This window comes from Citrobacter sp. Ca225 (genome assembly GCF_030337175.1).
Classification (GTDB): Bacteria; Pseudomonadota; Gammaproteobacteria; order Enterobacterales; family Enterobacteriaceae; genus Citrobacter_A; species Citrobacter_A amalonaticus.
In genome coordinates, this window is sequence record NZ_JAOWCD010000057.1 from 74,937 (window position 1) to 99,591 (window position 24,655).

General features: G+C 54.6%; 29 protein-coding genes and 2 pseudogenes. 10 read left to right on the forward strand and 21 right to left on the reverse strand.

From position 1 onward, the window contains the following. Positions 1-189 precede the first annotated feature (189 nt). The gene (gene pfkA / locus OGW13_RS06050; protein ID WP_042998908.1) at positions 190-1,152 is read right to left on the reverse strand and encodes a 6-phosphofructokinase; all 963 of its coding nucleotides are present in this window, start codon (positions 1,150-1,152) and stop codon (positions 190-192) included. Between the two features lie 184 nt (positions 1,153-1,336). Next, complete coding sequence (gene fieF / locus OGW13_RS06055) at positions 1,337-2,239, reverse strand: CDF family cation-efflux transporter FieF (RefSeq protein WP_042998907.1); 903 nt, start codon at positions 2,237-2,239, stop codon at positions 1,337-1,339. A gap of 286 nt (positions 2,240-2,525) precedes the next feature. Between fieF and OGW13_RS06060 the strand changes: the two genes are divergently transcribed. After that, positions 2,526-3,173: a hypothetical protein gene (locus tag OGW13_RS06060; RefSeq protein ID WP_059328368.1), complete on the forward strand. Its 648-nt coding sequence runs from the start codon at positions 2,526-2,528 to the stop codon at positions 3,171-3,173. 26 nt (positions 3,174-3,199) lie between these two features. Here the strand turns inward: OGW13_RS06060 and OGW13_RS06065 are convergent, their stop codons facing one another. After that, on the reverse strand, positions 3,200-3,442 hold the full coding sequence (locus tag OGW13_RS06065; RefSeq protein WP_001251454.1) for an Ogr/Delta-like zinc finger protein: 243 nt from the start codon (positions 3,440-3,442) through the stop codon (positions 3,200-3,202). Between the two features lie 48 nt (positions 3,443-3,490). Further along, complete coding sequence (locus OGW13_RS06070; protein WP_287115799.1) at positions 3,491-4,609, reverse strand: phage late control D family protein; 1,119 nt, start codon at positions 4,607-4,609, stop codon at positions 3,491-3,493. 157 nt (positions 4,610-4,766) lie between these two features. On the opposite strand from OGW13_RS06070, the gene OGW13_RS06075 reads away from it, so the two are divergent. Genes OGW13_RS06075 through OGW13_RS06100 form a run of 6 tightly spaced genes read left to right on the forward strand, consistent with a single transcriptional unit; the run spans position 4,767 to position 10,357 of the window. Continuing rightward, positions 4,767-5,960, forward strand: a complete 1,194-nt coding sequence (locus OGW13_RS06075; protein ID WP_182945189.1) for a phage tail sheath subtilisin-like domain-containing protein — start codon at positions 4,767-4,769, stop codon at positions 5,958-5,960. A 12-nt stretch (positions 5,961-5,972) separates the two neighbouring features. Further along, positions 5,973-6,488, forward strand: a complete 516-nt coding sequence (locus tag OGW13_RS06080) for a phage major tail tube protein (RefSeq protein ID WP_001207579.1) — start codon at positions 5,973-5,975, stop codon at positions 6,486-6,488. Between the two features lie 14 nt (positions 6,489-6,502). Beyond that, positions 6,503-6,838, forward strand: coding sequence for a phage tail assembly protein (locus tag OGW13_RS06085; RefSeq protein ID WP_287115800.1), 336 nt, complete (start codon positions 6,503-6,505; stop codon positions 6,836-6,838). 50 nt (positions 6,839-6,888) lie between these two features. Beyond that, positions 6,889-6,963, forward strand: coding sequence for a GpE family phage tail protein (locus tag OGW13_RS06090; RefSeq protein WP_322928566.1), 75 nt, complete (start codon positions 6,889-6,891; stop codon positions 6,961-6,963). After that, complete coding sequence (locus OGW13_RS06095) at positions 6,964-9,897, forward strand: phage tail tape measure protein (protein WP_287115801.1); 2,934 nt, start codon at positions 6,964-6,966, stop codon at positions 9,895-9,897. Positions 9,898-9,907: 10 nt separating this feature from the next. Continuing rightward, complete coding sequence (locus tag OGW13_RS06100; RefSeq protein ID WP_087855241.1) at positions 9,908-10,357, forward strand: phage tail protein; 450 nt, start codon at positions 9,908-9,910, stop codon at positions 10,355-10,357. 106 nt (positions 10,358-10,463) lie between these two features. Here the strand turns inward: OGW13_RS06100 and OGW13_RS06105 are convergent. Beyond that, a pseudogene (locus OGW13_RS06105) lies at positions 10,464-10,844 on the reverse strand (recombinase family protein); the annotation flags it as partial. 12 nt (positions 10,845-10,856) lie between these two features. Here OGW13_RS06105 and OGW13_RS06110 point away from each other — a divergent pair. Next, positions 10,857-11,150: pseudogene (locus OGW13_RS06110) on the forward strand (tail fiber assembly protein); the annotation flags it as partial. On the opposite strand, the gene OGW13_RS06115 reads toward OGW13_RS06110, so the two are convergent. From OGW13_RS06115 to OGW13_RS06190, 16 genes are all read right to left on the reverse strand, one after another. Further along, positions 11,122-11,715: a tail fiber assembly protein gene (locus tag OGW13_RS06115; RefSeq protein ID WP_287115803.1), complete on the reverse strand. Its 594-nt coding sequence runs from the start codon at positions 11,713-11,715 to the stop codon at positions 11,122-11,124. The pseudogene OGW13_RS06110 and the gene OGW13_RS06115 sit on opposite strands and share 29 nt — an antisense overlap. After that, positions 11,715-12,815: a phage tail-collar fiber domain-containing protein gene (locus tag OGW13_RS06120; RefSeq protein ID WP_287115804.1), complete on the reverse strand. Its 1,101-nt coding sequence runs from the start codon at positions 12,813-12,815 to the stop codon at positions 11,715-11,717. The genes OGW13_RS06115 and OGW13_RS06120 overlap by 1 nt, the downstream gene beginning before the upstream one ends. Continuing rightward, positions 12,805-13,419 (reverse strand): phage tail protein I, encoded by a 615-nt coding sequence (locus OGW13_RS06125; RefSeq protein ID WP_088732422.1) that lies wholly within the window; start codon positions 13,417-13,419, stop codon positions 12,805-12,807. Before OGW13_RS06125 ends, OGW13_RS06120 begins: the two co-directional genes overlap by 11 nt. After that, entirely contained in the window at positions 13,412-14,323 is a 912-nt protein-coding gene (locus OGW13_RS06130; RefSeq protein ID WP_016246759.1) for a baseplate assembly protein, read from the reverse strand. Before OGW13_RS06130 ends, OGW13_RS06125 begins: the two co-directional genes overlap by 8 nt. Next, entirely contained in the window at positions 14,320-14,682 is a 363-nt protein-coding gene (locus tag OGW13_RS06135; protein WP_287115805.1) for a GPW/gp25 family protein, read from the reverse strand. Before OGW13_RS06135 ends, OGW13_RS06130 begins: the two co-directional genes overlap by 4 nt. After that, positions 14,679-15,308, reverse strand: coding sequence for a phage baseplate assembly protein V (locus OGW13_RS06140; protein WP_287115806.1), 630 nt, complete (start codon positions 15,306-15,308; stop codon positions 14,679-14,681). The genes OGW13_RS06135 and OGW13_RS06140 overlap by 4 nt, the downstream gene beginning before the upstream one ends. A 157-nt stretch (positions 15,309-15,465) precedes the next feature. Next, entirely contained in the window at positions 15,466-16,110 is a 645-nt protein-coding gene (locus tag OGW13_RS06145) for a phage virion morphogenesis protein (RefSeq protein ID WP_087855248.1), read from the reverse strand. After that, a complete protein-coding gene (locus OGW13_RS06150) occupies positions 16,071-16,565 on the reverse strand; it encodes a phage tail protein (protein WP_000917106.1) in 495 nt (164 codons plus the stop codon). The genes OGW13_RS06145 and OGW13_RS06150 overlap by 40 nt, the downstream gene beginning before the upstream one ends. Beyond that, positions 16,565-17,095, reverse strand: coding sequence for a DUF2514 family protein (locus tag OGW13_RS06155; protein ID WP_087855249.1), 531 nt, complete (start codon positions 17,093-17,095; stop codon positions 16,565-16,567). The genes OGW13_RS06150 and OGW13_RS06155 overlap by 1 nt, the downstream gene beginning before the upstream one ends. A 101-nt stretch (positions 17,096-17,196) precedes the next feature. Beyond that, entirely contained in the window at positions 17,197-17,637 is a 441-nt protein-coding gene (locus OGW13_RS06160) for a lysozyme (protein ID WP_087855250.1), read from the reverse strand. Beyond that, a complete protein-coding gene (locus OGW13_RS06165; protein ID WP_000543937.1) occupies positions 17,621-17,956 on the reverse strand; it encodes a phage holin, lambda family in 336 nt (111 codons plus the stop codon). The genes OGW13_RS06160 and OGW13_RS06165 overlap by 17 nt, the downstream gene beginning before the upstream one ends. Positions 17,957-17,966: 10 nt before the next feature. Next, complete coding sequence (locus OGW13_RS06170; RefSeq protein ID WP_087855251.1) at positions 17,967-18,167, reverse strand: tail protein X; 201 nt, start codon at positions 18,165-18,167, stop codon at positions 17,967-17,969. Further along, positions 18,167-18,655 carry a head completion/stabilization protein gene (locus OGW13_RS06175; RefSeq protein WP_087855252.1) on the reverse strand — a complete coding sequence of 163 codons (489 nt, stop codon included), beginning with the start codon at positions 18,653-18,655 and terminating at the stop codon, positions 18,167-18,169. Before OGW13_RS06175 ends, OGW13_RS06170 begins: the two co-directional genes overlap by 1 nt. A gap of 102 nt (positions 18,656-18,757) precedes the next feature. Beyond that, complete coding sequence (gene gpM, locus OGW13_RS06180; protein WP_063159707.1) at positions 18,758-19,606, reverse strand: phage terminase small subunit; 849 nt, start codon at positions 19,604-19,606, stop codon at positions 18,758-18,760. A 42-nt stretch (positions 19,607-19,648) separates the two neighbouring features. Continuing rightward, entirely contained in the window at positions 19,649-20,695 is a 1,047-nt protein-coding gene (locus OGW13_RS06185; RefSeq protein ID WP_001246220.1) for a phage major capsid protein, P2 family, read from the reverse strand. Between the two features lie 40 nt (positions 20,696-20,735). Beyond that, entirely contained in the window at positions 20,736-21,581 is an 846-nt protein-coding gene (locus tag OGW13_RS06190) for a GPO family capsid scaffolding protein (RefSeq protein ID WP_087855261.1), read from the reverse strand. Between the two features lie 153 nt (positions 21,582-21,734). Between OGW13_RS06190 and OGW13_RS06195 the strand changes: the two genes are divergently transcribed. Beyond that, a complete protein-coding gene (locus OGW13_RS06195) occupies positions 21,735-23,447 on the forward strand; it encodes a terminase large subunit domain-containing protein (RefSeq protein ID WP_287115807.1) in 1,713 nt (570 codons plus the stop codon). Further along, on the forward strand, positions 23,448-24,497 hold the full coding sequence (locus OGW13_RS06200) for a phage portal protein (protein WP_181561891.1): 1,050 nt from the start codon (positions 23,448-23,450) through the stop codon (positions 24,495-24,497). Positions 24,498-24,655: the final 158 nt, after the last annotated feature.

Consider the following 24,655-nt stretch of genomic DNA (forward strand, 5'->3'; position numbering starts at 1 on the left):
TATGTTGTGTTGTGATGAGCAAAGCGTGCCAGAAAGGTATCCAAACATTAAAGAATAAAAAAAGATTGGCTATAACGAGAGGGAATATATGGAGGGCGTATGCCGGATGGCGGCTGACGCCTTATCCGGCCTACAAGTCTTGCGATCTGTAGGCCGGGTAAGCGTAGCGCCATCAGGCGCAGAGAAGAATCAGTACAGTTTCTTCGCGCAATCCAGCCAGTCACCTTTGAACGGACGCTTCATGTTTTCGATAGCATCGATGATGTCATGGTGAACCAGTTTTTCGTTCTGAATACCGACGCAACGACCACCGTGACCTTCCAGCAGCAGTTCAATGGCGTAAGAACCCATACGGGAAGCCAGGATGCGGTCATAAGGCACTGGAGAACCGCCGCGCTGGATGTGACCCAGTACGGTCGAGCGGGTTTCACGGCCCGTCTCTTTCTCAATGTAATGCGCCAGTTCGTCGACATCGCACATGTGCTCAGTGATTGCCACGATAGCGTGTTTCTTACCCTTCGCAATACCCGCTTTGATTTCAGCAACCAGATCGTCACGGCTGAATTCCACTTCCGGTACCACAACGAACTCACAGCCACCGGCAATCGCTGCCGCCAGCGTCAGGTCGCCACAGTAACGCCCCATCACTTCAACGATAGAGATACGCTGGTGAGAAGACGAGGTGTCGCGCAGACGGTCAATCGCTTCAACCACGGTGCCCAGCGCCGTAAAGTAACCGATGGTGTAGTCAGTGCCTTTGATATCGTTATCGATAGTGCCAGGCAAGCCGATGCACGGGAAGCCCATTTCAGTCAGGCGTTTCGCACCCATGTAAGAACCGTCACCGCCGATCACCACCAGCGCGTCGATTCCACGTTTTTTCAGGTTTTCGATAGCCACGGCGCGGACATTTTCGTCACGGAACTCCGGGAAACGAGCGGAACCCAGGAAGGTACCACCGCGGTTAATCATGTCGGACACGCTATAACGGTCAAGCTGCACCATGCGGTCTTCGTACAGACCCAGGTAGCCATCATAAATCCCCATGACTTCCAGTCCTTCCGTCAGTGCTGCGCGCACCACACCACGGATTGCTGCGTTCATGCCCGGCGCATCACCGCCGCTTGTCAACACACCGATTTTCTTAATCATGACTACCTCTGAACTTTGGAATGCAAAATGAAGTCTGTTGCCGGAAGTCGATCCTGCATAGCGAGACGATCCAACGAATATGCAAATAGTATAACAATCACGTCCTGCTGAATTGATTCAGGTCAGGCCAAATGGCGGTAATTTATACACAAAATGCGGGCCTGGCTCTCTTTTTTACGCTCACTTACGAAAGCTCAAACCTTTTGCCTTCCCTGGGAACGACGGAACACGGGTCCTGATGGATAATGACATCGGAGCCCGGAAAACGCCGTAAAATCGCCTGCTCTACCTGTTCAGCCACAACATGCGCCTGAACGAGCGGCAGATTATCTTCCATTTCCAAATGAATCTGAATAAAGCGGGTCGGCCCTGACTGCCGCGTACGGAGATCGTGAGCACCACTGACGCCAGGCCATGATGTCACGATGTCAAAAATTTCCTGACGTTCTTCATCGGGTAATGCGCGATCCAGTAACGACTGCACGGCATCATAACCCATGCGTAACGCGCTATATAAAATATAGATGCCAATCCCCAAAGCAAACAACGCGTCTGCACGATGCCAGCCGTACCAGGCCAGACCGAGCGCCACGAGAATCGCACCGTTCATCATAACATCAGACTGATAATGAAGCATATCCGCCCTTACTGCCTGGCTTTGCGTCCGCTTCACCACCCAGCGCTGAAACGAGACCAGCACCACAGTACATATCAGGGCGATAATGGTAACCACAACCCCCACGCCGGGTTCGTTCATCGGCGTGGGGGTAATCAGATGCTGGATACCCGTTAAAAATAAAAACAACGCCGAACCGGAAATAAACATGCTTTGCGCCAGCGCAGCCAGTGATTCCGCTTTGCCATGACCAAAGGTATGTTCATCATCCGCGGGCTGCAGCGAATAGCGCACCACTAACAGGTTAGTGAGCGACGCGGCAATATCCACCAGCGAGTCGACCAGGGCCGCCAGAATACTCACCGACCCGGTGTACCACCACGCAAAAATTTTGATCAAAAGTAACAGCGATGCCATCACTGTCGCGGCAATGGCCGCCCGACTGACTAACCGCCCATAGGATTGATTCATAAACACTCCTGCCATTTCATGCCGGTAGTATAACGGATGGTGTAAGACAATCAGTGATTATGACGATGACAATTTGCAGGCAAAAAAAACCCCCACATCATGTGGGGGAAGACAGGGATGGTGAAGAAATCCGGTCAGTAACACAATGGAATAAAAGGATTTATTCTAATCTTCGTCTACATTTTGACTACACTTCGACAAAGAAGCAGCCAGGCGCACCGCGCTTGGCTGTTCCGTTTTTGAGCACCATCGACAATAATACCCGCCTTAATACGGAGGGTACTCAATGGAAACAATCATCACCGTTATCGCTGCTGTTGCTGGGATCGCTTTTTGGGTTGGGCTAATCAATCCCAAATGGGTTTTTATGCCAAATCGAAAGCGCTCATCTGCTATCTACTTCGGGGTGTGCCTCTTGGCAGCAATCATAGGTTCAATGGTTGCACCAGTCGCGCCGAAAGCTGTTGCTGATAACAAGCCTCAGCCAGCAGTGACAACCGCAGATCAAACACAACCCGCGGCTAAACCCAAAGAACAATTAACAACCACTATCGACTTTTCAGAAGCGGCCAATCAACTTCCCCCAGCTTTATCTAAGGCGCTCGGTAAGTTGAACCTCACAGTTAAGCCCGTCATTTACAACAAAGCTTTAGTGGTCGCATTCAATTTTGACAGCATAGAAGAATTACAGGCGACAAGCGCCATCCAGTCCGTATGTCTCAGCTACTTCAATCATGGGGAATCTAACAGGGCATGGAAGGCTAGTTTATTCGATCATATTTATGTGACTAACGACATTTTAACCAAAGGCTACGTTTTTCAAGGTGGCGAATCTTCGTGTGATATCTGGGGCAAGAAGGCCGGGGATAGTGGCGATCAATATTTAAGTGAAAACCTTACACGCTCAAGGTTTGTAGCCATAAACATGAAATAAATAACGGCCCCATTTAGGGGCCGCTTTTATAATGCCAGCGATAGCTGATCTTCGCCGTGGTGACTTCGTGGAAAAGCTTCTTGTGGCACCATCGCGCCGGGCGCTGGCTGGGTCTGGTTTAGTGAACCGTCTATTTCCGTCATGCTGGTGAAACAGTACCCGCACAACATATTTTGACACTGGTGATAGCTGCGCCGTACAAGCAAACTCAGCTCAACGCTGGTTCTGGTTTTTGCTATTGCACGGCAGCGAGGACAGCGCATTGCCATACGCGGGCCTCCTTTCAGGACTGGTTAATATCAACGCAAGTATAACGCTTAAGACGTTGAATCGTCACTCTCCGCTGTCCAGTCGTCGATTTTTACTTCCAGTTCCAGTGACGTGGTAAATCCTCCCCCGCCAATATCGTGAACGCACCGCGTTATCGTCCAGTTTCCACTGTCGATCGTGGACTTAAAACCGTAGACGCTGGCGGGCTGTTCCGGGTACAAATCTGCGCGGCCACGCGCCAGGGTGATGCTGAACGTTGCCGCCCCGCGCTGTAACTCCCGCCACTTAGCCGCAGCGGCACGCTTCGCCGCCTTTTCCGTCTTGAAGGTTTTACGTATAACAAAAACGTTACCTTCGGCCCCGGCCAGATAATCACCCTCTTTTTTGCTGGATGCAGGCTCTTTCTTTTTGGCCTGGCTGGTTCGTCGCCTGCGGGCTGTTTTCTTCACGGTAGTGGATGGTTTCTTGCCAAAGTTGAGATCAAGCCAGTATGCAGTTACGCCCGTGTACGCGTCGCGGTCAGCTACGTTAAAGCTATGTTTATCACCGCTTGACCGGACTATCTCGATCACCGGCAGCGGCTTGCCGCTCTGCGTCACTCCCTTGCCCGGCGTGATAAACAGAAGCATACCGTTTTTAATGGTTGCCACCGCGCCCAGCATTTCGGCCATGCGCGTTAAGAAACTGATATCTGATTCACTCGTCTGATCGGCGTGGTCTATCTCAATCTTCGCCAGTTCTTCGCTGACACCCGCACGCAGATCGTAGCGGCTGGCAATGCTGGCGACCACATCCCCCACGGTAATATCGTGCCAGCTATATTCCCTCTTCACGTTGAAGGTATCGCGGAAATCTGCGCTTCTGGCACTGATCGTTAACTGGTCAGGCGGGCCAGCGTGCCCAATCTCGTCAACCGTATAGACGCCCTTAAAAACCAATGGATCATTATCCCAGCCCAGCGCCACCGATATCTTTGCGCCGCGTGGTGGTAATGCTACCTGCCCATCTGCATCATCCAGAGTCAGATCCAGCGTGTCAGCTTCAAAGCCCCGGTTATCTGTCAGGGAAAGAGAGATCAGCCGGTTATCCAGCGCCGTAAGCTGATTACCTTCAATTTCTATACTGAACGCCGGGCGCGGCGAATATCGGTTTTCTGTCGTGTCCATATCAACCCCTTCATCATGATGGGGTACATCGTCGCCACGCGCGCGCGCATGAACAACGCCCCGTCATTGTTGCAGGTTGCTGACAACCCTTATTCATCGCATCGGCCTGCCATTGCCGCAATGATATTCGCAGTCATTAAACTGGCGAGGCAAATACATGGCCACTAACTACCATCACGGTGTAACCGTCACGGAAACCACCGACCTTAGCACGATGATCACCGACATTGATTCGGCGGTGATCGGCGTTGTCTGCACCGCTGATGATGCGGACGAAACAGCGTTCCCGCTGGATACCCCTGTACTGATCACCCGCGTGGCTAACATGCTGGGCAAGGCAGGTAAAACCGGCACCCTGTTTACCACCCTGAAAGCTATTTCAGACCAGACCAGCCCGCAAACCATTGTGATCCGCGTTGCCGATGCGTCAAAAATTGTTCCGCCAGAAGGCGGCACTGCGCCGACACAGGATCAACTGGTTATTGGCGGCACCGATGCAAACGGACGCTTTACCGGCATGTACGCGCTGCTGTCTGCCGAAATGCGCGTAGGCGTGCGCCCGCGTGTGCTGGCTGTTCCCGGGCTTGATACGGAAGCGGTAGCCGCACAACTCGGCGTCATTGCCGAAAAGCTGCGCGCATTTGCTTACGTAGCCGCGAACGGCTGCAATACGATTGCCGAAGCGAAAGCCTACCGCGAACAGTTTGCACAGCGTGAAATGATGGTTATCTGGCCTAATTTCATCTGCTACGACACCAACGCCGGGGCGAATGCCACCGTGCCCGTTGGGGCCCATGCGGTTGGGATGCGCGCCAAAATCGACGCAACGCAGGGCTGGCATAAAACCATTTCCAACGTGCCCGTTAATAACGTGCTGGGGATGGATCGGGATATTTATTTCACGTTGCAGGGCACCGATACCGACGCCGACGAACTGAATGCGGCAGGCGTTACCACGCTGATCAAGCAGGACGGCTACCGCATCTGGGGATCGCGTACCTGCGACAAGGAAACGTATATCTTCGAAAGTTATACCCGAACCGCGCAGATCGTTGCGGATACCGTCGCCGAAGCCCACTTCTACTATGTTGATAAACCGCTTACCCCGTCGCTGGTTAAGGACATCGTGGACGGCATCAACAAGAAGCTGACCGCTTATGTGACGGAAGGCAAGCTGCTGGGCGCCCGCTGCTGGTACGACCCTGAACCGAACACCACGGAAAACCTGCGCAATGGTCAACTGACCATTAATTACGACTATACGCCGGTTCCGCCGCTGGAAAATCTCAGCCTGATCCAGACATTTACTGATACCTACTTCGCTACGTTTTCCAGCGCAGTGAACAACTAACCGGGGGCGCTCATGGCACTGCCTAAGAAACTCAAATATTTCAATATGTTCTTTGACGGGGATAACTACTTCGGCATGGTGCCGGAAATTACCCCCGCCAAACTCACCAAAAAAACCGAAGACTACCAGGCGGGCGGTATGCCGGGTTCGGTTGCGGTGGATCTGGGCTTCGACGCTGGCGCCCTGGATATGGATATTACGCTGGGCGGCATGGATGCCGGGCTAATGAAAAAATGGGGCGTTACCACTGCGGACGGAATGCAGGTGCGCTTTGCTGGCTCTTACCAGGACGATGCAACCGGCGACGCCGTGCCGTGCGAAATCCAGACCCGTGGCCGCTTCACTGAACTGGATCCCGGTTCGGCAAAAGTTGGGGATGATACTTCGCATAAGTACACCCTGAAAAACACCTATTACAAGCTGACCATCAATAGCGAAGAAATTATCGAAATTGATGTGCTCAACATGATCTACAAAGTTGCCGGTGTGGATGTGCTGGAAAAACACCGCGCTAACATCGGCTTATAAGGAAACCCGGCACCATGAGCAAGACCAAAGAAAACACCGTTATTCTTACCGCCCCTATTACGCGCGGTAAGACCAAAATCACCGAAGTGGCGATCACTTCCGTGCTTAAACAGGCTGGATCACTGCGCGGCTTAAAAGCCTATGACGTTCTGACGTCCAACTATGACGCGCTGGTTATTCTGCTGCCCCGCGTTACCGCTCCGGCATTAACCGCCAATGAGATTGCCCGAATGGATACCTGGGATTTTTGCCAGTTAGCCAACGCGGTGGTTGATTTTTTGCAACCCTCTTCGGATCTGACCGCGACGGATACGGGCAACGAATCATCCGATGCCCCTGCGAACGCATAGAAGACCTGATGGCAGATATCGCCGTCATATTCCACTGGCGGCCGGTAGAGATGGACGCCATGACGGTACAGGAAATACTGTTATGGCGTGATCAGGCGGCTGCGCGCAGTGGTGGAGATCACTAAATGGCAGACCGCAATTTGAATATCAGGGTGGCATTCAGCGCCCTGAATAATATGTCCCGCCCTGTCAACGCGGCGCGCCAGAGTGCCGCCGCGTTGGCGTCTCAGATCAACCAGACCAAAACCAGCATTAAAGGGCTTGAGCGTCAGGCAACCAGCTTTGACCGCCTCACAGCAGCCAATAAAAAAACCACCGAACAACTGGCCCAGGCGAAAGAACAGGCCCGGCAAATGGCGGCGGCTTATGGCCCGTTACGCCAGCGCAGCGCCGAACAAGTTGCCGCCCTCAATCAGCAACGTGCAGCCATTCGCCAGTTAACCCAGCAGCAGAAAGGTGAGCAGACGCAGCTTAACCAGTTGCGTGCCAGCTTCTACAGCGAAGGCATTGCGATCAGCAGCGCCAGCCGGGCGACGGAACAGATCAACCAGCGCACCGCGCAATATAACCGCCAGCTTGCCGAACAGCAGCGACGGCTTGACGCTGTTAACCAGGCGCAGGCCCGTTACAGCCGTGCCAAAGAAACCGGCGAAAAGATGATGAGCGGGGGGATGAAAACTGCCGCCGTGGGCGCGGCAACCCTCGCGCCTGTCGCCGCTGCGGTGAAATCCTACAGCAGCCTTGAAGACGCCATGAAGGGCGTAGCCAAACAGGTAAACGGCTTACGTGACGACAGCGGCAACCGCACCCCGCAGTATGAAGAAATGCAGCGGGCGATCATGGATGCCAGCGAAAAGCTGCCAATGGCTAACGGTGCTGTTGACTATGCCGCACTGGTCGAAGGCGGCGCGCGTATGGGCGTCGCAAACAGCGATGATCCGTGGCAAAAGCAAAAAGCCGATCTACTGGCTTTTGCCAGCATGGCGGCAAAGGCTTCGGTAGCCTTTGAACTGCCCGCCGATCAGCTTTCTGAAAGCCTGGGTAAAATTGCCGGGCTGTATAAAATCCCCACCCAGAATATTGAACAGTTAGGCGACGCCATAAACTACCTGGACGATAACGCGAAGTCGAAAGGCTCCGATATTATCGACGTACTCCAGCGTGTTGGCGGGCTCGCCAGCCAACTGGATTACAAGCAAGCCGCCGCGCTGGGTTCCACCTTTCTGACGCTTGGCACCCCTGCCGAAGTTGCCGCCAGCGCCACCAATGCAATGGTGCGCGAACTCTCAATCGCTACGGTTCAGGGCAAAAACTTTATGCAGGGTCTGGACGCCCTCGGCCTCAGTGCCGAAAAAGTCCAGAAGAGCATGTCAGTGGACGCGATGGGCACAATCATTTCAGTGCTGGAAGCGTCCAAAAAACTGGCCCCGGATCAGCAGGTAGCCAACCTTACCCAGATTTTCGGCAAAGAGTTCGGCGATGATGCGCAGAAACTTGCCAACAACCTGCCCGAACTACGCCGCCAGATAGAACTGACGCAGGGCGCAGCCGCTAAAGGATCCATGAATCGGGAATCTGATATCAATAAAGCTTCCCTTTCTGCTCAGTGGCAACTGACCAAAACCGGCGCGGTTAACGCATTCAGTTCAGCAGGGGAAACGCTCCGCGAACCGCTGATGGATATCATGCTTACCGTCAGTAAGGTGGTTGGCAGCGTCCGCCGCTGGGTTGAGGCTAACCCTGCTCTGGTTGGCTCAATCATGAAAGTCACCGCAGCCATAGGCGCGTTGCTGGTTGTCGTGGGTGGCCTGATGCTGTCCATCGGCGCAGTGCTCGGCCCGATGGCACTTGTTCGCCTCAGCTTCACCACGTTGGCCGGTGAAGGAGGAATAGCGCGGCTGACTGGTGGAGTAATGCGCCTGGGTGGTGCGTTCCAGTGGCTTGCTGGCTCGCCTATGCAGGCATTGTTAAGCGCCGGTCGCATGGTATTCGGCCCGCTTATCACGCTACTGGCTGGCATTTCTGCGCCCGTCTGGGGGCTGATTGCTCTCTTTGCTGCGGCAGCAGTGGCCGTCATTAAATTCTGGGAACCAATACAGGCATTTTTCACTGGTTTCTTTAACGGCATCATGACGGGCTTACAACCTGTATTTGATGCTTTCAACGCTGTTTTCGCTCCATTAGCCCCAATCTTTGACGCGATAGGCTCCGCTATTAGCGGCGTTTGGGATTGGTTTACAAAATTGCTTGAACCGATCAAATTTTCCAGCGATGCGCTAGAAACTTGCACTACTGTTGGCGAAACATTTGGGAGGGTTCTGGGTACTGCAATAAGCGGTTTGCTTTGGCCGCTACAAAAACTGATGGAGGGTGTCGGCTGGGTACTGGAGAAACTTGATCTAATTCCTGCTGGACTTGATGCAGCAAACGCCAAAGCAGAAAGCCTTAAAAAAGATCCGGTTGTCTGGGAGTGGGATCCGCAGCAAAAGAAAATGGTTAAAAAGGATTGGCACTGGTCGCCGGATAAACCAAACCAACCTAAACCGCCAAAACCACCAATAACGCCGAAGCCAGTTGGCATCCCAGACCTTATGGGAGCGCCAAACTTAACGCCGAAGATGAGCAAGAGTCTGGATAAAATCGCAGACAACACGGGAAAAATGGCGGCAAAAGACGGCCCCGGCGAAATCGTCTTCAAGAATAAGCAGCCCTATATCCCGATCCGGGGCGGATATTCGGAACCGCTTAAGCAGGCGCAGCGCCAGCTACCATCCCTTACCGATTGGGTGACGCAGCAGGCCGGATCGCTGATCGCCTCCGTTACGCCGTGGCAGGTTGAGAAGCCCGCCGCACGGGTGCCCGTTTCGGCGTCGCCGTCTGCGGCTTCCGTCGCTGCGCTGATGCCTGCACCGGGTGGCGATGTATATAACCTTAGCTTCGACTTTAGCGGCCAGAAACTGGATGAAGAAACCATTATCAGGCGCGTGCGCGAAGAACTTGCGTTAGCGAAGCAGCAGGCTGACCGGCGCAAGCGTTCCCAACTGATCGATCACGTCTAAGGGCAATATCATGATGATGATTCTGGGGATGTTCCCCTTTTCACTGCAAACCACGCCTTACCAGAGTGCGAATAAAACCAATTCCTGGCGGCACGTCAAAAACGATCGCGTGGGAAAATCCCCGCGCTATCAGTTCATCGGCGCAGATGAAGAACCTTTCGTACTCAGCGGCACGCTGTACCCCGAAATAAGCGGCGGTGATGTGTCGCTTGTCATGCTGGAAACTATGGCCTTTTCCGGGCGCCCGTGGCCCCTGATTGAAGGCACGGGCAGGATCTACGGCATGTATGTAATTGAGCAGATCATGCAAAACCGGACGGAGTTCTTTAAAGACGGGAAGGCAAAGAAAATTGATTTTACGCTCAACCTGAAACGGGTTAGCGAGGACATACGGGAAAAGCTGGCCGAAACCACTACCGACGATCTCTTCTCTCTGGTGAAAACAAACCTTTCGATATAAGAAAAGCGGGCCTTTGCCCGCTTCGTCTTCCGGAACACACCGCCATAACTGACCGTGCTGCAGCATCGTTAAAAATGACTGTACTCGATGCACACGGCCAGCACGGTTAGAACCGGTCATGCGTGCCGGAATTCTTATCTCTGGTCGCTGGGAATTTTTTGTAAAGCGTAGATATTCCAACATCGTAAATTATAGCAACCCTCCGGCGCGATTCCCCTGACGCTATTAACCTACCCGCCTGCGCCCATTGTTCTGGTGTTAGTTTTGGTCGTCTACCTCCAATCCTTCCCTGCGCGCGAGCGGCCACCAGTCCTGCACGCGTACGCTCGACAATCAATTCTCTCTCCATCTCTGCCAGTGCCCCCATAACATGAAAAAAGAAACGCCCCATTGGCGTTGATGTATCAATACTGTCAGTCAGGCTGCGGAAGTTCACGGAACGTTGCTTTAGCTCCTCCACAAGAATGACCAGGTTCCGCATACTCCGCCTGAATTTAACGGGAAGCCGCCGGAAGGAAAAATGCGGGGTGTTGTTTATAACATGCCAGCATGGGTTGATATTCCTCTCCCAACATATGAGGAAAAAATAGCCGCCGCAGAAGCAATTAAGTTGAATCTGAAAGCTAACGCAGATTCTGAAATCGCCTGGCGACAGGATGCTGTTGATGCAGGTATCGCGACGGATGAGGAAACTGACGCGCTGGCTGACTGGAAAAAATACCGGGTTCTGCTGATGCGCGTTGACACAGCAAAACCCGACTGGCCTATGCTTCCGGAGGAAAAGGCCAGTTAATATCCGGTGCGGTTGCTATATCGGTTACAGTAACCGCATCAATATAATCAAGCGTCGCATTGAGTTTATTTTTTTCTGCATCACTCAGCGCTCGCCCTGCCTGCAATTTCAATTGAATGACACTGATAGACTGCATCGCAACACTTATTAATTGCTGGCGTTGCAGTTCTGCTTTGGCTATGGCATCAGCCTGCTGCGCCTCAGTATCGGTTACCCACTTTTTCCCGTCCCACGCATCGTATGGGGTAGACGGTGCAACGCTGGTGTAACCATCGTGAACGGAGCCAATATAATCAACGGTGACGGCGCTGCCGGCAGCAGTTGACCAGACCGTTTCACCCCGATGGTCTTCTTCCAGTCGCCAGCCTGTACCGGTGAACAAATACACCTTTTCTGCGACCAATTCACCCGGTTCGATATCAGTTGAATCGCCGGGCATCGAAACACCAACATTAATAAATTCGTCAGACCAGCCGGTATATTCTCCAGTCTCTGCGTCGTAATAAAAACAGCGGATTTTACCCGCCTCAATAGCCAGGCCATTTTTATCAAATACCGGTTTCATTATTTAGCCCTCACCAGAAAGTTGAATGCGATGTTTCTTGGTCGAGTTTCAGCAGTAGTTGTTGAGTTATCAATTAAATAAAAATTGCCATTTCCCGTAAATATAGTGGCACCATTCATACCCTTTATTGGAATAAGGTCAGAATTTGGACTTTGCCCAAGAACATCTTTCGTACCGGACGCTGATGTTCCGTACGCCATTGAGATATCGTGGCTATGTCTTTGTACTGCTTGCGCCTGGCTGGTCAAAAGACCACGCCCGCTATCTACGCCGCGCCCGTCGTCCCAGATTCGCGGGAATTCGCCGCGCATATCCGGGATTACCAACCCCGTCCAGACCTTCGCCAGTTTTGGATATTCCGCTGCGGAAAACGATGCACCGTTATGCTTCAGAAACACCATATTTTCCCATTCATCCATGACGGTATTTGGCATCGCCGCCAGCGGCCAGAAGAACGGAATTCCTATTGCCGGAGCGCCTGCTCCCAAACGAAGGTTTTTGAGAACCTCGTCAACCAATCCGGCGTCGGCCATTTCTTTGAGAGCATTCGCAATCAATGGGTACTGATCATGTGGATTCTCACTCGCAAGATGTGTACCCATCAAATCATCTGCATAGGATTTAGCGCTAATAATCTGAGAATCAACATAAGCGCGAGTTGCCAGCACTACGGACGGGTCAATTTTGAGCGTCACAGCGGCGGTGCTGCTAACAATCAAAATCATGCGAACAATCTGAACGCGTCCGCTACCTTCCTGCAACTGCGGTTTATACGTTTCCGCACAGTTGGCTACGGCAATCATATCGCCGTCTTCATCGAATAAACCGATTTCACGGATCCACCACCCGCCCACTTCTTCTGGGATCACCTGTTCGGCAATTATCTGGTTGGCGTTGTTCTGGTCAATGCTCAGGGTATTGAGTGGCGCGCGGCGTAACTCATGAACCAGCGCCGTTTGTGCCGGGTTCGGCGTCGGCAATGCGCCGTTACCATCGCCTACAGCCATCTGGGTGATCTCAACCTGCGCACCCAATGCTGTGGCTTTTGCCAGTTTCGCCGCGCCTACATTGGTTAGCACAGCATAATATTTAGTCGCCACTTGCGATCTCCACGGTGTCAATTAAATGGATTGCCGCCCCGGTGTAATCATCACCGCCCACGGCTATGGTTTCAGGGAAATACGGGTATACGGTCAGCGTATCGCCGGAATAACTGCCCGCGCCGATATACAGATCGCCGGTTGTTTGCAGGTGAAGAGACATTCCCAGCATATGGCGGCTGCATGGCTTTACATCGGCGATCAGGCGTTCAATCTCCTGATAGGTTTCTTCACTAATGCCCTGGTCTTCCACGCCAATATCCAGCGTGAAGGTGCCCGGTGCGGTGTCGATGTTCCACCACTCGTTAACCCGGATGAAGAAGCCGAACGGCTCCACAACCCGGCGCATGGCGCCCGTTGTACCCTTGTACTTATGCAGGTAGAACGCATCTGCCACCGCCTTTCGTTTTGTGCTGATCGGCCAGGCCTCATCCCAGCGATCAACGGAGAAGGCCCACGCCAGATAGGGCAACAGATCAGCCCGACACGTCCACGGGTTCCACAACTGACGCAGCGGTACGGGCACTTCACCCAACGACGCGCAGACGCGCGCGGCGACGCGCTCCATTCGGCTGGCGCTGGGTGGTAACAGGTCATTACTCATCGTAACCACCCACCGTTATGGTGTATTCGGTGCAGTGCGATGCCTGGTAGTCACTCAGCACGATATCCGCAACAGGCTGCGCCAGTTCCACGCGCTGGACGCCTTCGACGTGCAGGGCGGCGTATATAGCTGAAAGACGGATATCGCGCCCTAAGCGATTCTGCGCGGCAATATACGCCTGTAACTGTTGCTCCGATGCCTGCCGGACGGGTTCGGCTTCCGGCCCCGGATATATGTAAAGCGTTGCATCGATCTGATACGGCACGATCTCCGCAGACTGCACCGTTACCCTGTCGGCTACCGGGCGCACCTCTTCATCGTTCAGGGCAGCAGCGACCACGGAAAGCAGATCATCGCTGGCCGTTCCGTCACCCTCACGCGACAGCACCGAAATGGTGACGCAGGCAGGCGTAGGACTGACCGCCGAAATATCAGCTACGCGCCCGTCAGCCGAACGCCCCCAAAACTCATATGCCGCCGTTGGCCCTGCCACGCTCAGACCTTCAAAAGCCTGCTGGGTACGCGTGCGTAAATCCGGGTCTGACTCCATCACGGCTTCAATAGGCGGGGTAACGCTGTCGTCTTCTTCCTGAATCGTCAGACGTTCAACGTTGAAATTGACCGCCAGATTATCCAGATCGCTATCCGTGGAATAAGCCAGCATCACCGCGCGGGCCGCTTCATTCACCCGCTGGCGCAACAGCAATTCACGATAGCAATTCTCTTCCAGCAGCATGGTGATCGGCTCCGATTCAAGCTCAAGCGTGCGGGCGATCTCTTCCTGCTCGTCTTCCGGGTACATCGCAATAAATGCGGCCTTGCGCTGCGCGAAAAGCGTTTCGAAGTCCAGCGGTTCAACCACCACTGGCGGCGGTAGCTGCGATAAATCGATCGTGCCGCTCATACCTGGCCCCTCAATGTGATATCGGCATTAAATGGCGTCTGATTGTCGGTGCGATTGGCCTGGATAGTGGCAACCAGCCGACCGGCACCCGGTGCGCTCAGGGTGATACTGGTCAGAGAGATCCGCGGTTCCCATAAATACAGGGCGCTGTAGATGGCAGACATAACGCGCAGCTTCGTTATGGCGTTATCGACCGGTTGATCTATCAGGTTGAAAAGCTGCGAACCGTAAGCGCGGCGCATTACGCGGGAACCGATCGGCGTTAACAGAATATCGCCGATAGACTGCGCTATATGCTCGTTGTCGGTGATGGCATGGCCTGAACCGGCATTCATGCCGCTGTAACGGGCTGTACTCATACCGGGCCACCTGTATTACTACCACCGGACTGGACGCCGCTATGTTTGTGCGAATGGACAACGACACCATTAGACGAAAGCGATCCGCCTGAATGGGTAATATTGCCCTTCATTTCCCCGCCGTTTTGTACTTCCAGCGTGGCGGTGATCAGCTTGTTGGTGCAGACCACTTCCGGCGTGTCCAGGGTAACGCGCGTATCTGCCTTGACAGTTACCACCGGCACGGTGGCGGTAATGGATTCCGACGCGGTGACGCTTGCCGTTTTCACCCCGCTGACAACCAGCGCGCTGGCCTCCGGGTCATATGAGATACGGGCGCCATCCGGGTGCAGGATCACGCAGGAGATAGCGCCATCATCTGGCGGCGGTGCGTCTTCGCTGTAAAGGCTTCCGGCAATGAATGCCGTTTCCATCTCACCGCAGGGGCACAAGATATAAACCTGTTCTCCCACTGTCGGCGCCCACCACGTCACGGCTTCACCGGCGCGCGGCACCGCCCAGCGGATCCAGTCGGTTTTGTTCTCGCCGGTTTCGACGCGCGCAAGATACTTTTCCGTGTCCACTTCCAGCACGGTGCCAATACGGGCGAGATTGCAGATAAGGCGGTAGAGTTCGTTTAAATTCATAGTGCTGACTGTTTCCCGTGGTGCCGGTTACGCTGTCCGGCGTCGCTTCCACCCGGTAGCAGGCTTTACGACCGTTTCGGCTTTTGGGTTATGCAGTCAGTATCAGGAGTCGCGCGCGCGCAAACAACGCGGCGCCATTGTGGCGGGTTGGTGACAATCAAATCTCTTGCATGAAGGCTACAACAGTATCGGCCAGCCAGTCTAAATCCCCCTCGGTCATGCCCAGGAGTTCACGCACCGGGTAGCGTGCATGGGCACCCGGTACCACGTTATCGACTTCACCGTACTGGTGAACGCTGGCAATTTCGGCGGTATGCCCCTGAAATCCAACCACCGCCATGCCGCCCGTACCGTAAGCCTTAAGAAAGCGTGCGGTGCGCAGCTTGCGGAACATCGGATCCTTTCTGGTGCGGTTCTGCTTGGACTGGTTGAGATTGATTTCAATATAGCGCTGGATATCGCGCTTATAGAACGTGCGCAGGGCACCGCGATCAACGTCATAGCCGGTGATTGCGCGGTGCTCACCCCTGCCCGTGGTTCGCCAGTTGCGTAACTCCCTGGCCTCATCATTCCATATGAACTTTATCCCGCCCTGGGTGCGAAGGATTTTGCGGCGGCGGGCCTGATAGCTTTCGCCGCTGGGGTTCTTCTGGCTGGCGATACGCTTTTGCTGACGCTTACGCAGCCCGATCGCAACGTCGCGCGTCAGCTTGCGACGGTGCCCCGGCGAAAGCTGCGCGGCCACGCTGGCTAGCCAGTCGTCTAACTGCTGGAAGAGGGGATCGGTTTGTTGTCCTGCCATGTTTCGCCGCTGACCTCATCAACAAATACCAGTGACCACGCGCCAATTTCCGGCCCCGGCGCAGGGTCAGCACGGTGACGGGTGACGATCTCGCCATCTTCACGGGTGACGATCACTGCCTCATCAGTCTGAATCTGGATCAGCACGTCCATCGTGCTGTTACTCAGAATATCGGCTTCGAATGTTATGCCGTTCTGCTGCCTGTCCGGGTTAAACAACAGATCAGGCTGATATAAGCGCGCCCATGCCAGCACCGGCACGCTGATAGTATCCAGAGATTCAGGGTAATCCATCACCAGCACTTCCAGCGTATAGCGATACTCAAACGCAGCAGCACGCTGGCCGGTGCTGACCATACGGCCTTTACGCAGGTAAACAGCCAGATTATCGGGATTCTCTCGCAGCCAGGGCACATGCTGGCTTATCATCTGCCGCAGCAAATCGGGTTTAAGCATTACTTATCCCTCCCTGACGTAACCGCATCATATGCGGCCTCACAGGCTAATCCTCTGGCTCTTGCTTCATCAGCATCTTTTGCCAGTTGCCCCGCTCGATCGTCAGCGCGGCGGAACAGGTCGGCGAGCAGTACGGCACCGCTGGTTTCTGCCTCGCTTCTGCCGGGAGTTCCGGCACCGCAGGCGCGTTCACGGTCTGCCAGTTGCCTGGCGAGTTTGTCGGCCCTGTCGTGCAGCCCACGAGAAGCAGCACGGGCACGATCGGCATCAGCCTGCACGCCAGCAAGCTGCTGGCTGGCTTGTTTTCTGATCGCATCAATTTCACCTTGTCGGCGTTGTTCTTCTGCCCTGGCCTCAGCCTGCCTTTGCGCCAGCGCGGTGGCGTCGCGTGCATCACGTTGCGCCCACTCTCCACGCCAGTGCTGATCGGCATCACCATAACCGGCGCTGTAACGCCAGTGGCTAAAACCCCAAACAGCAGCAGCGGCCAGCACAAGACAAACGATCACTTTCCAGCGTGACAACCCCATCTCTAAACCTCTCGCCAGCTCGCACCGTCAATACCGGACGTGCTGCAGCACTGTCAAAAATGACCGCGCTCGATACGCACGGCCAGCACGGTTAAAAATGATCAGGCCAGAAATAACGTGCGCTCGGCTTCCCGACGTTTAACCAGCCCCGGCAACACCTTGCCGCCTGCTTTATTCCATTTTGGAAACTGAGCCGCAGCCCCGGCGTAATCGCCAGCATTCAGCTTTTTCAGCAGTGTGGAACCTTCCAGCGCCTTTACGCCCAGGTTGTAGGCAAAATCAACCAGCGCATCGAACTGATTTTGATTGATAGTGACTTTAACCAGCCCCGTAACGCCTTTTTCATACTGCACCAGACCGCTACGCAACAGGCTATCGGCAGTTTCCTGCGTAATGGTCATGCCCTTGCCAACCGGCACGCCGTTGACGGGTTGAGTCCATCCATAACCGATCGTCCAGATGCCTACAGAATCCTGATAAGCGGCCAGCCTGCACCCTTCAAAGCCTTTCAGCATGTTGATGCCGTTATTGCTCATCTCCACCTTTCATCCCTCCGATTCGGTTTTCGATAAACCCGGTAACTTTGTTGCGGACTTTATCCGCGCCCATAAATCCGATTGAGGCGCCCACGAATGTTACTGCGTTGGACGGAAGCCCCAGATATTCCAGCGAACCGGCCACAGCAAGCGTGACAATCCCACATACCAGCGATCCGGTGGCGGTTTTAAGCAAAGACTGCCCATCGTAAAGGCTCATTAGCGCCGAAATACTCAGCGCCGCACCAGCCGCAAACAGTGTCGGCAGATAAGTAGCGATCCATTTCATTGTTTGTTCGAGTAATCCCGGTGGTGTGTCGTGCATACCCTCCCCCTTAATCCCATAGCTGCACGGTTTCCCGCTGGGCTGGCGGCTGGATCTCTGGCAGGTAGACAATCTGCCCGGTCTGCAACTCAGTGGCGGCGGAAATGCCCTTATTGGCATCGATCACCGCCTCGGTAACGCCTGCTGTTCTGCCGTAATAGCGCCAGCAAAGCAGGTCGATCGTGTCATTTTGCTGCGCCTGAACGTTCATTACACCAACTCCGCCAGGCCCCGGCTTTCGTCCTGGATATCACGGATTGACCAGCGCACATCCCGCCACAGCGTATCGATCTGCGTGCTCAATGCCGCCGCGTGGTCTTCGCCTTTACTGGTGGTGTCAATATCGCGGTAGCCTTCAATCAACAGCGCCTTAGTGAGTGAATACACGGCGTTTTTATAGCGCCATACCTTCACGGAGGCGCCATTCACCGGACTGGCCGGAATTTCTGCCAATGACTCATAGCCCGCATCAATCTGCACCTGGCGCCACAGGAAAAGCTGATCATTAACATGGGCCACCGCTTCCACCGTTCGCGACATCAGGCGATCGGTTGTCACCTGCCCATCAAGACGCATCGCGCGGCGTAGTTCAGCCAGCGAAATGACCGGCCAGAATGGCAGGCTTTCAACTTTCGCACCGCCATCATCAGGCACAGGATCGGATGGTGGCCGTACTGGCTCAGTGGCTACCAGACTCATGATCTCTACTCCGTATAAGTCAGGCGGTGGACGGCAGGACAAAGACGCGGCGTTGCCTGTTTTCGCCTGCCGTGCCGCCTGGGTGCGCGGGGGCACGTTCGGTTATGACGCCGCCTTCTGGCGGGCTGTCGTGGTTCTTTTCTTCGCTGCCGGCTTGCTTTTAGCGGCGGGCTTTTTGGTTTCCCGCTTCGCTTTTGGCTGGGCTGGCGGAGTTGCCGTCTGGGTTTCGGTGCTGTTTGCTTCTGGCTTGCCGTCTGCGCCCTCACCGTCAGCAGGTTGCCCGGACTTCTTAAGCGCACGTTGCAGAAGCTCAATATCACGGGTTACGCCTGCTTTTTTCGGGTTCAACACTGCCGCCTGGCGCAGGTATTCAACCGCAGCGGTAAGCGATTCAACGTTGTCAGTCAGGCGCAGCGTATACCCCAGCGCCTTAAGCAGCTTTGAGCGCACCTCATCCGGCATATCTTCGTTCAGAGTTAAGCCCCGTAACGCTTCCAGCAGGTCAGCGGCGACCGGCGCAACAGCCGGGTTAGCTTTGAATGCAGCCAGGACGGGATCGCAAATTTCTTCCACCAGTACGGTGGCGGTGGTACGGCGATACTGATCCGGCATAGGCAACTTATGGCGCAATACGTACTGACCAATGCGCAGGGCTTCGGCGATGTTTCCGCAGTCACAGCACCAGATCATGACGGTGGTTAACACGTCGTCAGACTGGCCGGAATCTGCCGTAAGTACGCCTTCAATCCACGGCTGATAGTCCGGCAGGAGTTCGCGTTTTAAATCCGCTTTAGCCTTCTGGGACTGGACACGGCTCAAACGGGCTTTATCCAGTCGCAGGCGGTGAAGCATGGTTTCGTATGCCGTCATTTCAAGCTGCGACGGCTCACGGCTGGCGTGGCGGCGTTCAGCCATCACGCGGTTAAAATGTTGTTGAGCAGGTGTCAACATGATGCCCCCAAAGCGGCCAGCAGTTAGCTGGCCTGCGCTGATTTATGGTGCCGGTGCTGGTTCGGCGGCGGTAATGCCTTCGATCAGACAGCCGAAGCCGTAATCTTCAACAACATAGGCATCATTTGACGAACTGTAGGTAGAGACGCGGTTATATTCCGGCTCTTCCACGATACGGCGACGGTGCGCACCTTCCTGCCAGTAAATCGACAGGTTTTCCCACGAAGTGATAAACATGCTGCCATCAGGGAAGAAAGGCGCGATGAACGAAGGCAGGTTGCCGATCGTCTTACGCGAGGCAATCAACTGACCGGCCAGTGCTTCGGAGTTCGGGTTATTGGTGCTGACGGCGTTGATGATCGGGAACGAACGGCTAACCGTCAGGTTACGACCAGTGATCACCACCAGATTGGGCGAATCTTTGTACCATTCGTCCATCAGTGAGTTAACCGCGTCATAAACCAGCGAGTCATAGTTACCGTAATCACCTTTAGCGATCACCTGGTTGGAATCGTCGCGACTGGTCACGGTGATATCTTTCATGACTCGTTGCGGCGCGTTCGCGCGGTACTGTTGCAGCCAGCCGATACCACAATCCTGCAAAAGCGGGTTGGCATTGCGGTCGGACTTATCCGCGTAGCTGGTTCCGTTAAAGCCGATCATGATGCGATCAAGCGCGATACGCTGAATGATCTGATTGCTCAGACGCTGCTGGAAATCAGGGAATTTAGCCCAGGCATCAAGCTGCGCATAAGAGGCGAAAGTATCCGCGTTCACCTTATTACAGGTGTACTTGTTCGAATCCAGCGCCGTGACGGATACAGGCTGGCGGCGATCGGTGGTGGAATTGTTGGTGCTGGAAATCGGGCCGCTCACGCCCAGACCGATTTTTTCACCGGACTGATCGTTAACACCGTAGATATTAATCTTCTTCAACATTTCGGAAGACTGCTGCACCTTGTCTTCAAGCGTCTGCTCAACGCTCGGATCAATGCTGAACGCCTTTGTTACGTGGGATTTGTTGATGTGATTCAGTTCAGCTTGTCGCTCAAGATACGCATCAAACAATTCACGGGTAGAATTACGCATAGTTATTTTTCCTGTACTGTTCCTTCGTTACTGACGGCGATCAGCAGTCAGCAAGCTGGGCGTTAGATTTTTCAGTTGCCCCGGTCGCTTCCGGGCGGCGGTATTTGCTGGCGTCCTGGGTAGAAAGCTGCGCTTTCATCTCGTCGAACTCAGAGCGCAACTTCTCCACCGCTTCGGCGGTCTGCTTGTTCTTAAGCTGCCCTGCGCTCAGTTTTTCCACTTTGTCCAGCAATTCACCCTGGCTTTCCGCTACCAGTTCAACCGCCTGGCGAATATCGCCATTTTCACGATCGAAGTGCTGGCGGGTTCCGGTCAGCATTTCCTTGATACGGGAAAAGAAATTCTTCCCGGTGTCGGACGCTGGCGGCTCTTCCTGCGCAAATTCGAGGGATGATTCAAGGGTTTCAGTGAAGAAGCATTCAGGTGCGTAGTGACGCGCGGCCAGTGGGTTGGCGCTGGCGTTCTGGGTGCAAAACTTCATCATTTCGGTGCCCAGGCTCGCCGGGTTATCGGTGCAGGCCAGCCCCATAAGGTAGGCTTTGCCGGTGTCGGCAAAGGACGGATGCACCTCAATGCTATGGTAGATTTTCTGGCGTTTGCCTTTCAGTTCTACCAGTTCGTCCGTGGCGTCCACCTTCACCAGAAGCGCCAGTTTGCCCTTTAACGGGCCCTCGGCAATCTCTTCGGCTTTGGCTTCAACCACGTCACCATACGCGCGGAAATCGCTTGTCGGCGACCAGCCTAAAATGTGCTCCAGATTGACGCGGGCACCATAGACCTGGGGATCGTACTGTTCGGCCATTTCGGTGATGTGCTGACGTTCCAGTACTCGGCCGTCACAGGTTGCGCCCTCTACTGCGGCGCGGAAAAAATTTGTCATTGGCATGGTGACAAAGCTCCGGGTTGGTAAGCGATTGATATTAACCAGTGCCCCAATCATTCCCTTTGCAGCCGGAAGGCGCAAAGCCTTCACTTTGTCGGACTCAGGCGACAACCAGCGGCGATATTGTTGCGCGCGCGAGCGCGATAGCCTGTTGCCATGAATACAGCCGAAGACCTCAGCACAAAAGCCAAAAGCCTCTACTGGCAGGCGTTTAGCATCACTCAGATTTCTAAGGAAATCGGGGTGAGCATTAACACGATCTACAGTTGGCGCCGCCGCTATGAATGGGATAAAGCCACCCCCATGCAGCGGGTGCAGGATCGCACGCACGTTCGTTACCTGCGCCTGGTGGAAAAGGACGACAAAACCCCGAAGGACTTCAAAGAAATTGACCTGCTGGCGCGCCAGCTTGACCGCTTTGAACGGCATGAGCGACGCGACCAGGAGAAAGAGAAGAAGGCGAAGACCCCGAAAAACCATTTCACCGAAGAACAGATAACCCAGCTTCGCGCCCTGGTCTTTGATTCGCTATACGAGCATCAAAAACGCTGGTTCAAACAGTGGAACCGGCGTAACCGCTTTATCCTCAAATCGCGCCAGATTGGTGCCACCTGGTACTTTGCCCGCGAAGCGCTGTTGCGTGCGCTGGAAACCGGAAATAACCAGATATTCCTGTCAGCCAGTCGCGCCCAGGCGTTCCAGTTCAAGCGGTTCATTCAGAAGCTGGCAAGGGAAATAGGAGTAGAACTTAAGGGCGGTGATGCCATTGAGTTAAGCAACGGTGCGATCCTGTATTTTCTCGGCACCTCCGCCGCGACGGCCCAGAGCTACACCGGCGATCTGTACCTTGATGAAGCCTTCTGGATCAGTAATTTCATCAAACTGCGCTCAGTGGCCGCAGGCATGGCGACACAAAAAGGACTGCGCCGCACCTACTTTTCGACGCCTTCCAGTGAAGAACATGAAGCCTATCCTTTCTGGACTGGCGATCAGTTCAATAAAAACCGCCGCCGCTCCGATCGGGTGGATATCGACACCAGTTATAAGGCACTGAAAAACGGCAAGCTATGCGGGGATAACATCTGGCGCCAGATAGTCACGCTGGAAGACTCCGTGAAGCTCGGCTTCGATCTGGTTGATACCGATGAAATCCGTAACGAGAACTCCCCCGATGAATACGCCAACCTGTACGGCTGCATGTTCGTTAAAGCCGGGGAACGCGCCTTCGACTACAACGCAATTCTGGGCTGCGGCGTTGATGGCTACATGCCGGACGCGTGGCCGGACTGGAACCCGTTTGCACCCCGTCCGCTGGGTAATCGCCCTGTCTGGGTAAGCTATGACCCCAACGGCAGCAGCGGCAAAGGCGACAGCGCCGGGCTGGTTGTGCTGGCCCCGCCAGCCGTGCCGGGTGGTAAGTTCCGCGCGGTAGAACGCCACCAGTTACGCGGCATGGAGTACGAAGAGCAGGCCAAATTTATTAAAGAGATCACCACCCGCTACAACGTGCAGCACATTGCTATCGACGGCACAGGGATCGGCGATGCGGTTTATCAACTGGTGATCAAGTTCTTCCCGCAGGCGGTTAAATACAACTATTCACCGGTTCTTAAGCGGTCGATGGTGCTCAAAATGTTGATGGTCATTCGTGCCGGGCGCTTTGAGTTCGACGCCGGAATGATGGATCTCGCACAGTCGTTTATGACCGTGCGTAAAGTCACCGCAGGCGGCGTTATTACCTACCAGTCCGATCGGGCCCGTGGCAGCAATCACGGCGATCTGGCATGGGCAACTATGCAGGGCATTTACAACGAACCGATCGGCGCGGAAGTGACCGGCGATAACGGCAGTTTTGTGGAGGAGTTTTAATTGAGCGGCAAAAAGAAATTCAGGGCGCCAACTGCTGCGCCAGCCAGCACGGCCAGCAACGCAGCCACCCCGCTGGAAAGCGTGGAATCTTTCAGCTTTGGCGACCCGATCGCAGTCAACGATCGCGCGTCTCTTATGGAGTGCCTCGAATGCCATAACAATGGCCGCTGGTATGAACCACCGATCAGCCCCTACGGGCTGGCGCGCATGTTCGACGTTGCCGCCTATCACCAGTCACCGCTGATATTTAAACGCAATGTTATCGCCAGTTGCTACATACCGCACCCGCTGTTGACCCGGCAGGAGTTCACCGCCTGGGTGCAGGATTATTTAATTTTCGGTAACTGTTACATGGAATGCCGCCGCAACCGACTCGGCCAGCCGATCGAGCTGCGGCACAGCCAGGCAAAATATACGCGGCGCGGCATAGACCCGGCGCAATTCTGGTTTGTTCCGCGCTACGTTGACGATCACGCGTTCGAACCTGGCAGCGTCTGCCAGATCAAGAACCCCAGCCCGCACCAGGAGATCTACGGCGCGCCGGAATATCTGGCCGCGCTACAAAGCGCCATGCTGAACGGTGAAGCAACGGTATTTCGCCGCAACTACTACATTAACGGCAGTCATGCGGGGGTGATCGTCTACCTCACTGACCCGGTAGCGAATAATAACGATGTGGAAAAGCTTAAGAAGTCGCTGAAAGATGCACGCGGCAACGGTGCCTTTAAAAACCTGTTTGTCTACGCGGCGGGCGGGAAAAAAGACGGCCTGCAAATTATGCCGTTCAGCCAGGTGGCGGCGAAGGATGAGTTTACCGGTATCAAAGACGCCACCCGCGACGACCTGCTAGCCGCGCACCGCGTGCCGCCCGTTCTGATGGGGGTAATGCCTAATAACTCCGGTGGCTTCGGCGACGTAGAGAAAGCGGCGAAGGTGTTTTCCATCAACGAACTGGCCCCGATACAAGAAAGCCTGAAAGAGTTAAACGACTGGCTGGGGATCGACGTGGTGCGCTTCACCCCTTACGCACTATTGCAGGCAGCGATCTGACGCCAACCCGGACACACCCACCACCACCGTGGAACGGCCAGCACGGCCGCAACTGACCACACCGCACGTAAGCCCCTCAGCAGCCCCTGGCAGGGGCTTTTCTTTTGCCTCAAACCACCACGACGAACCGAAAACGACGCAGCAGCGAGGCGCAGCGG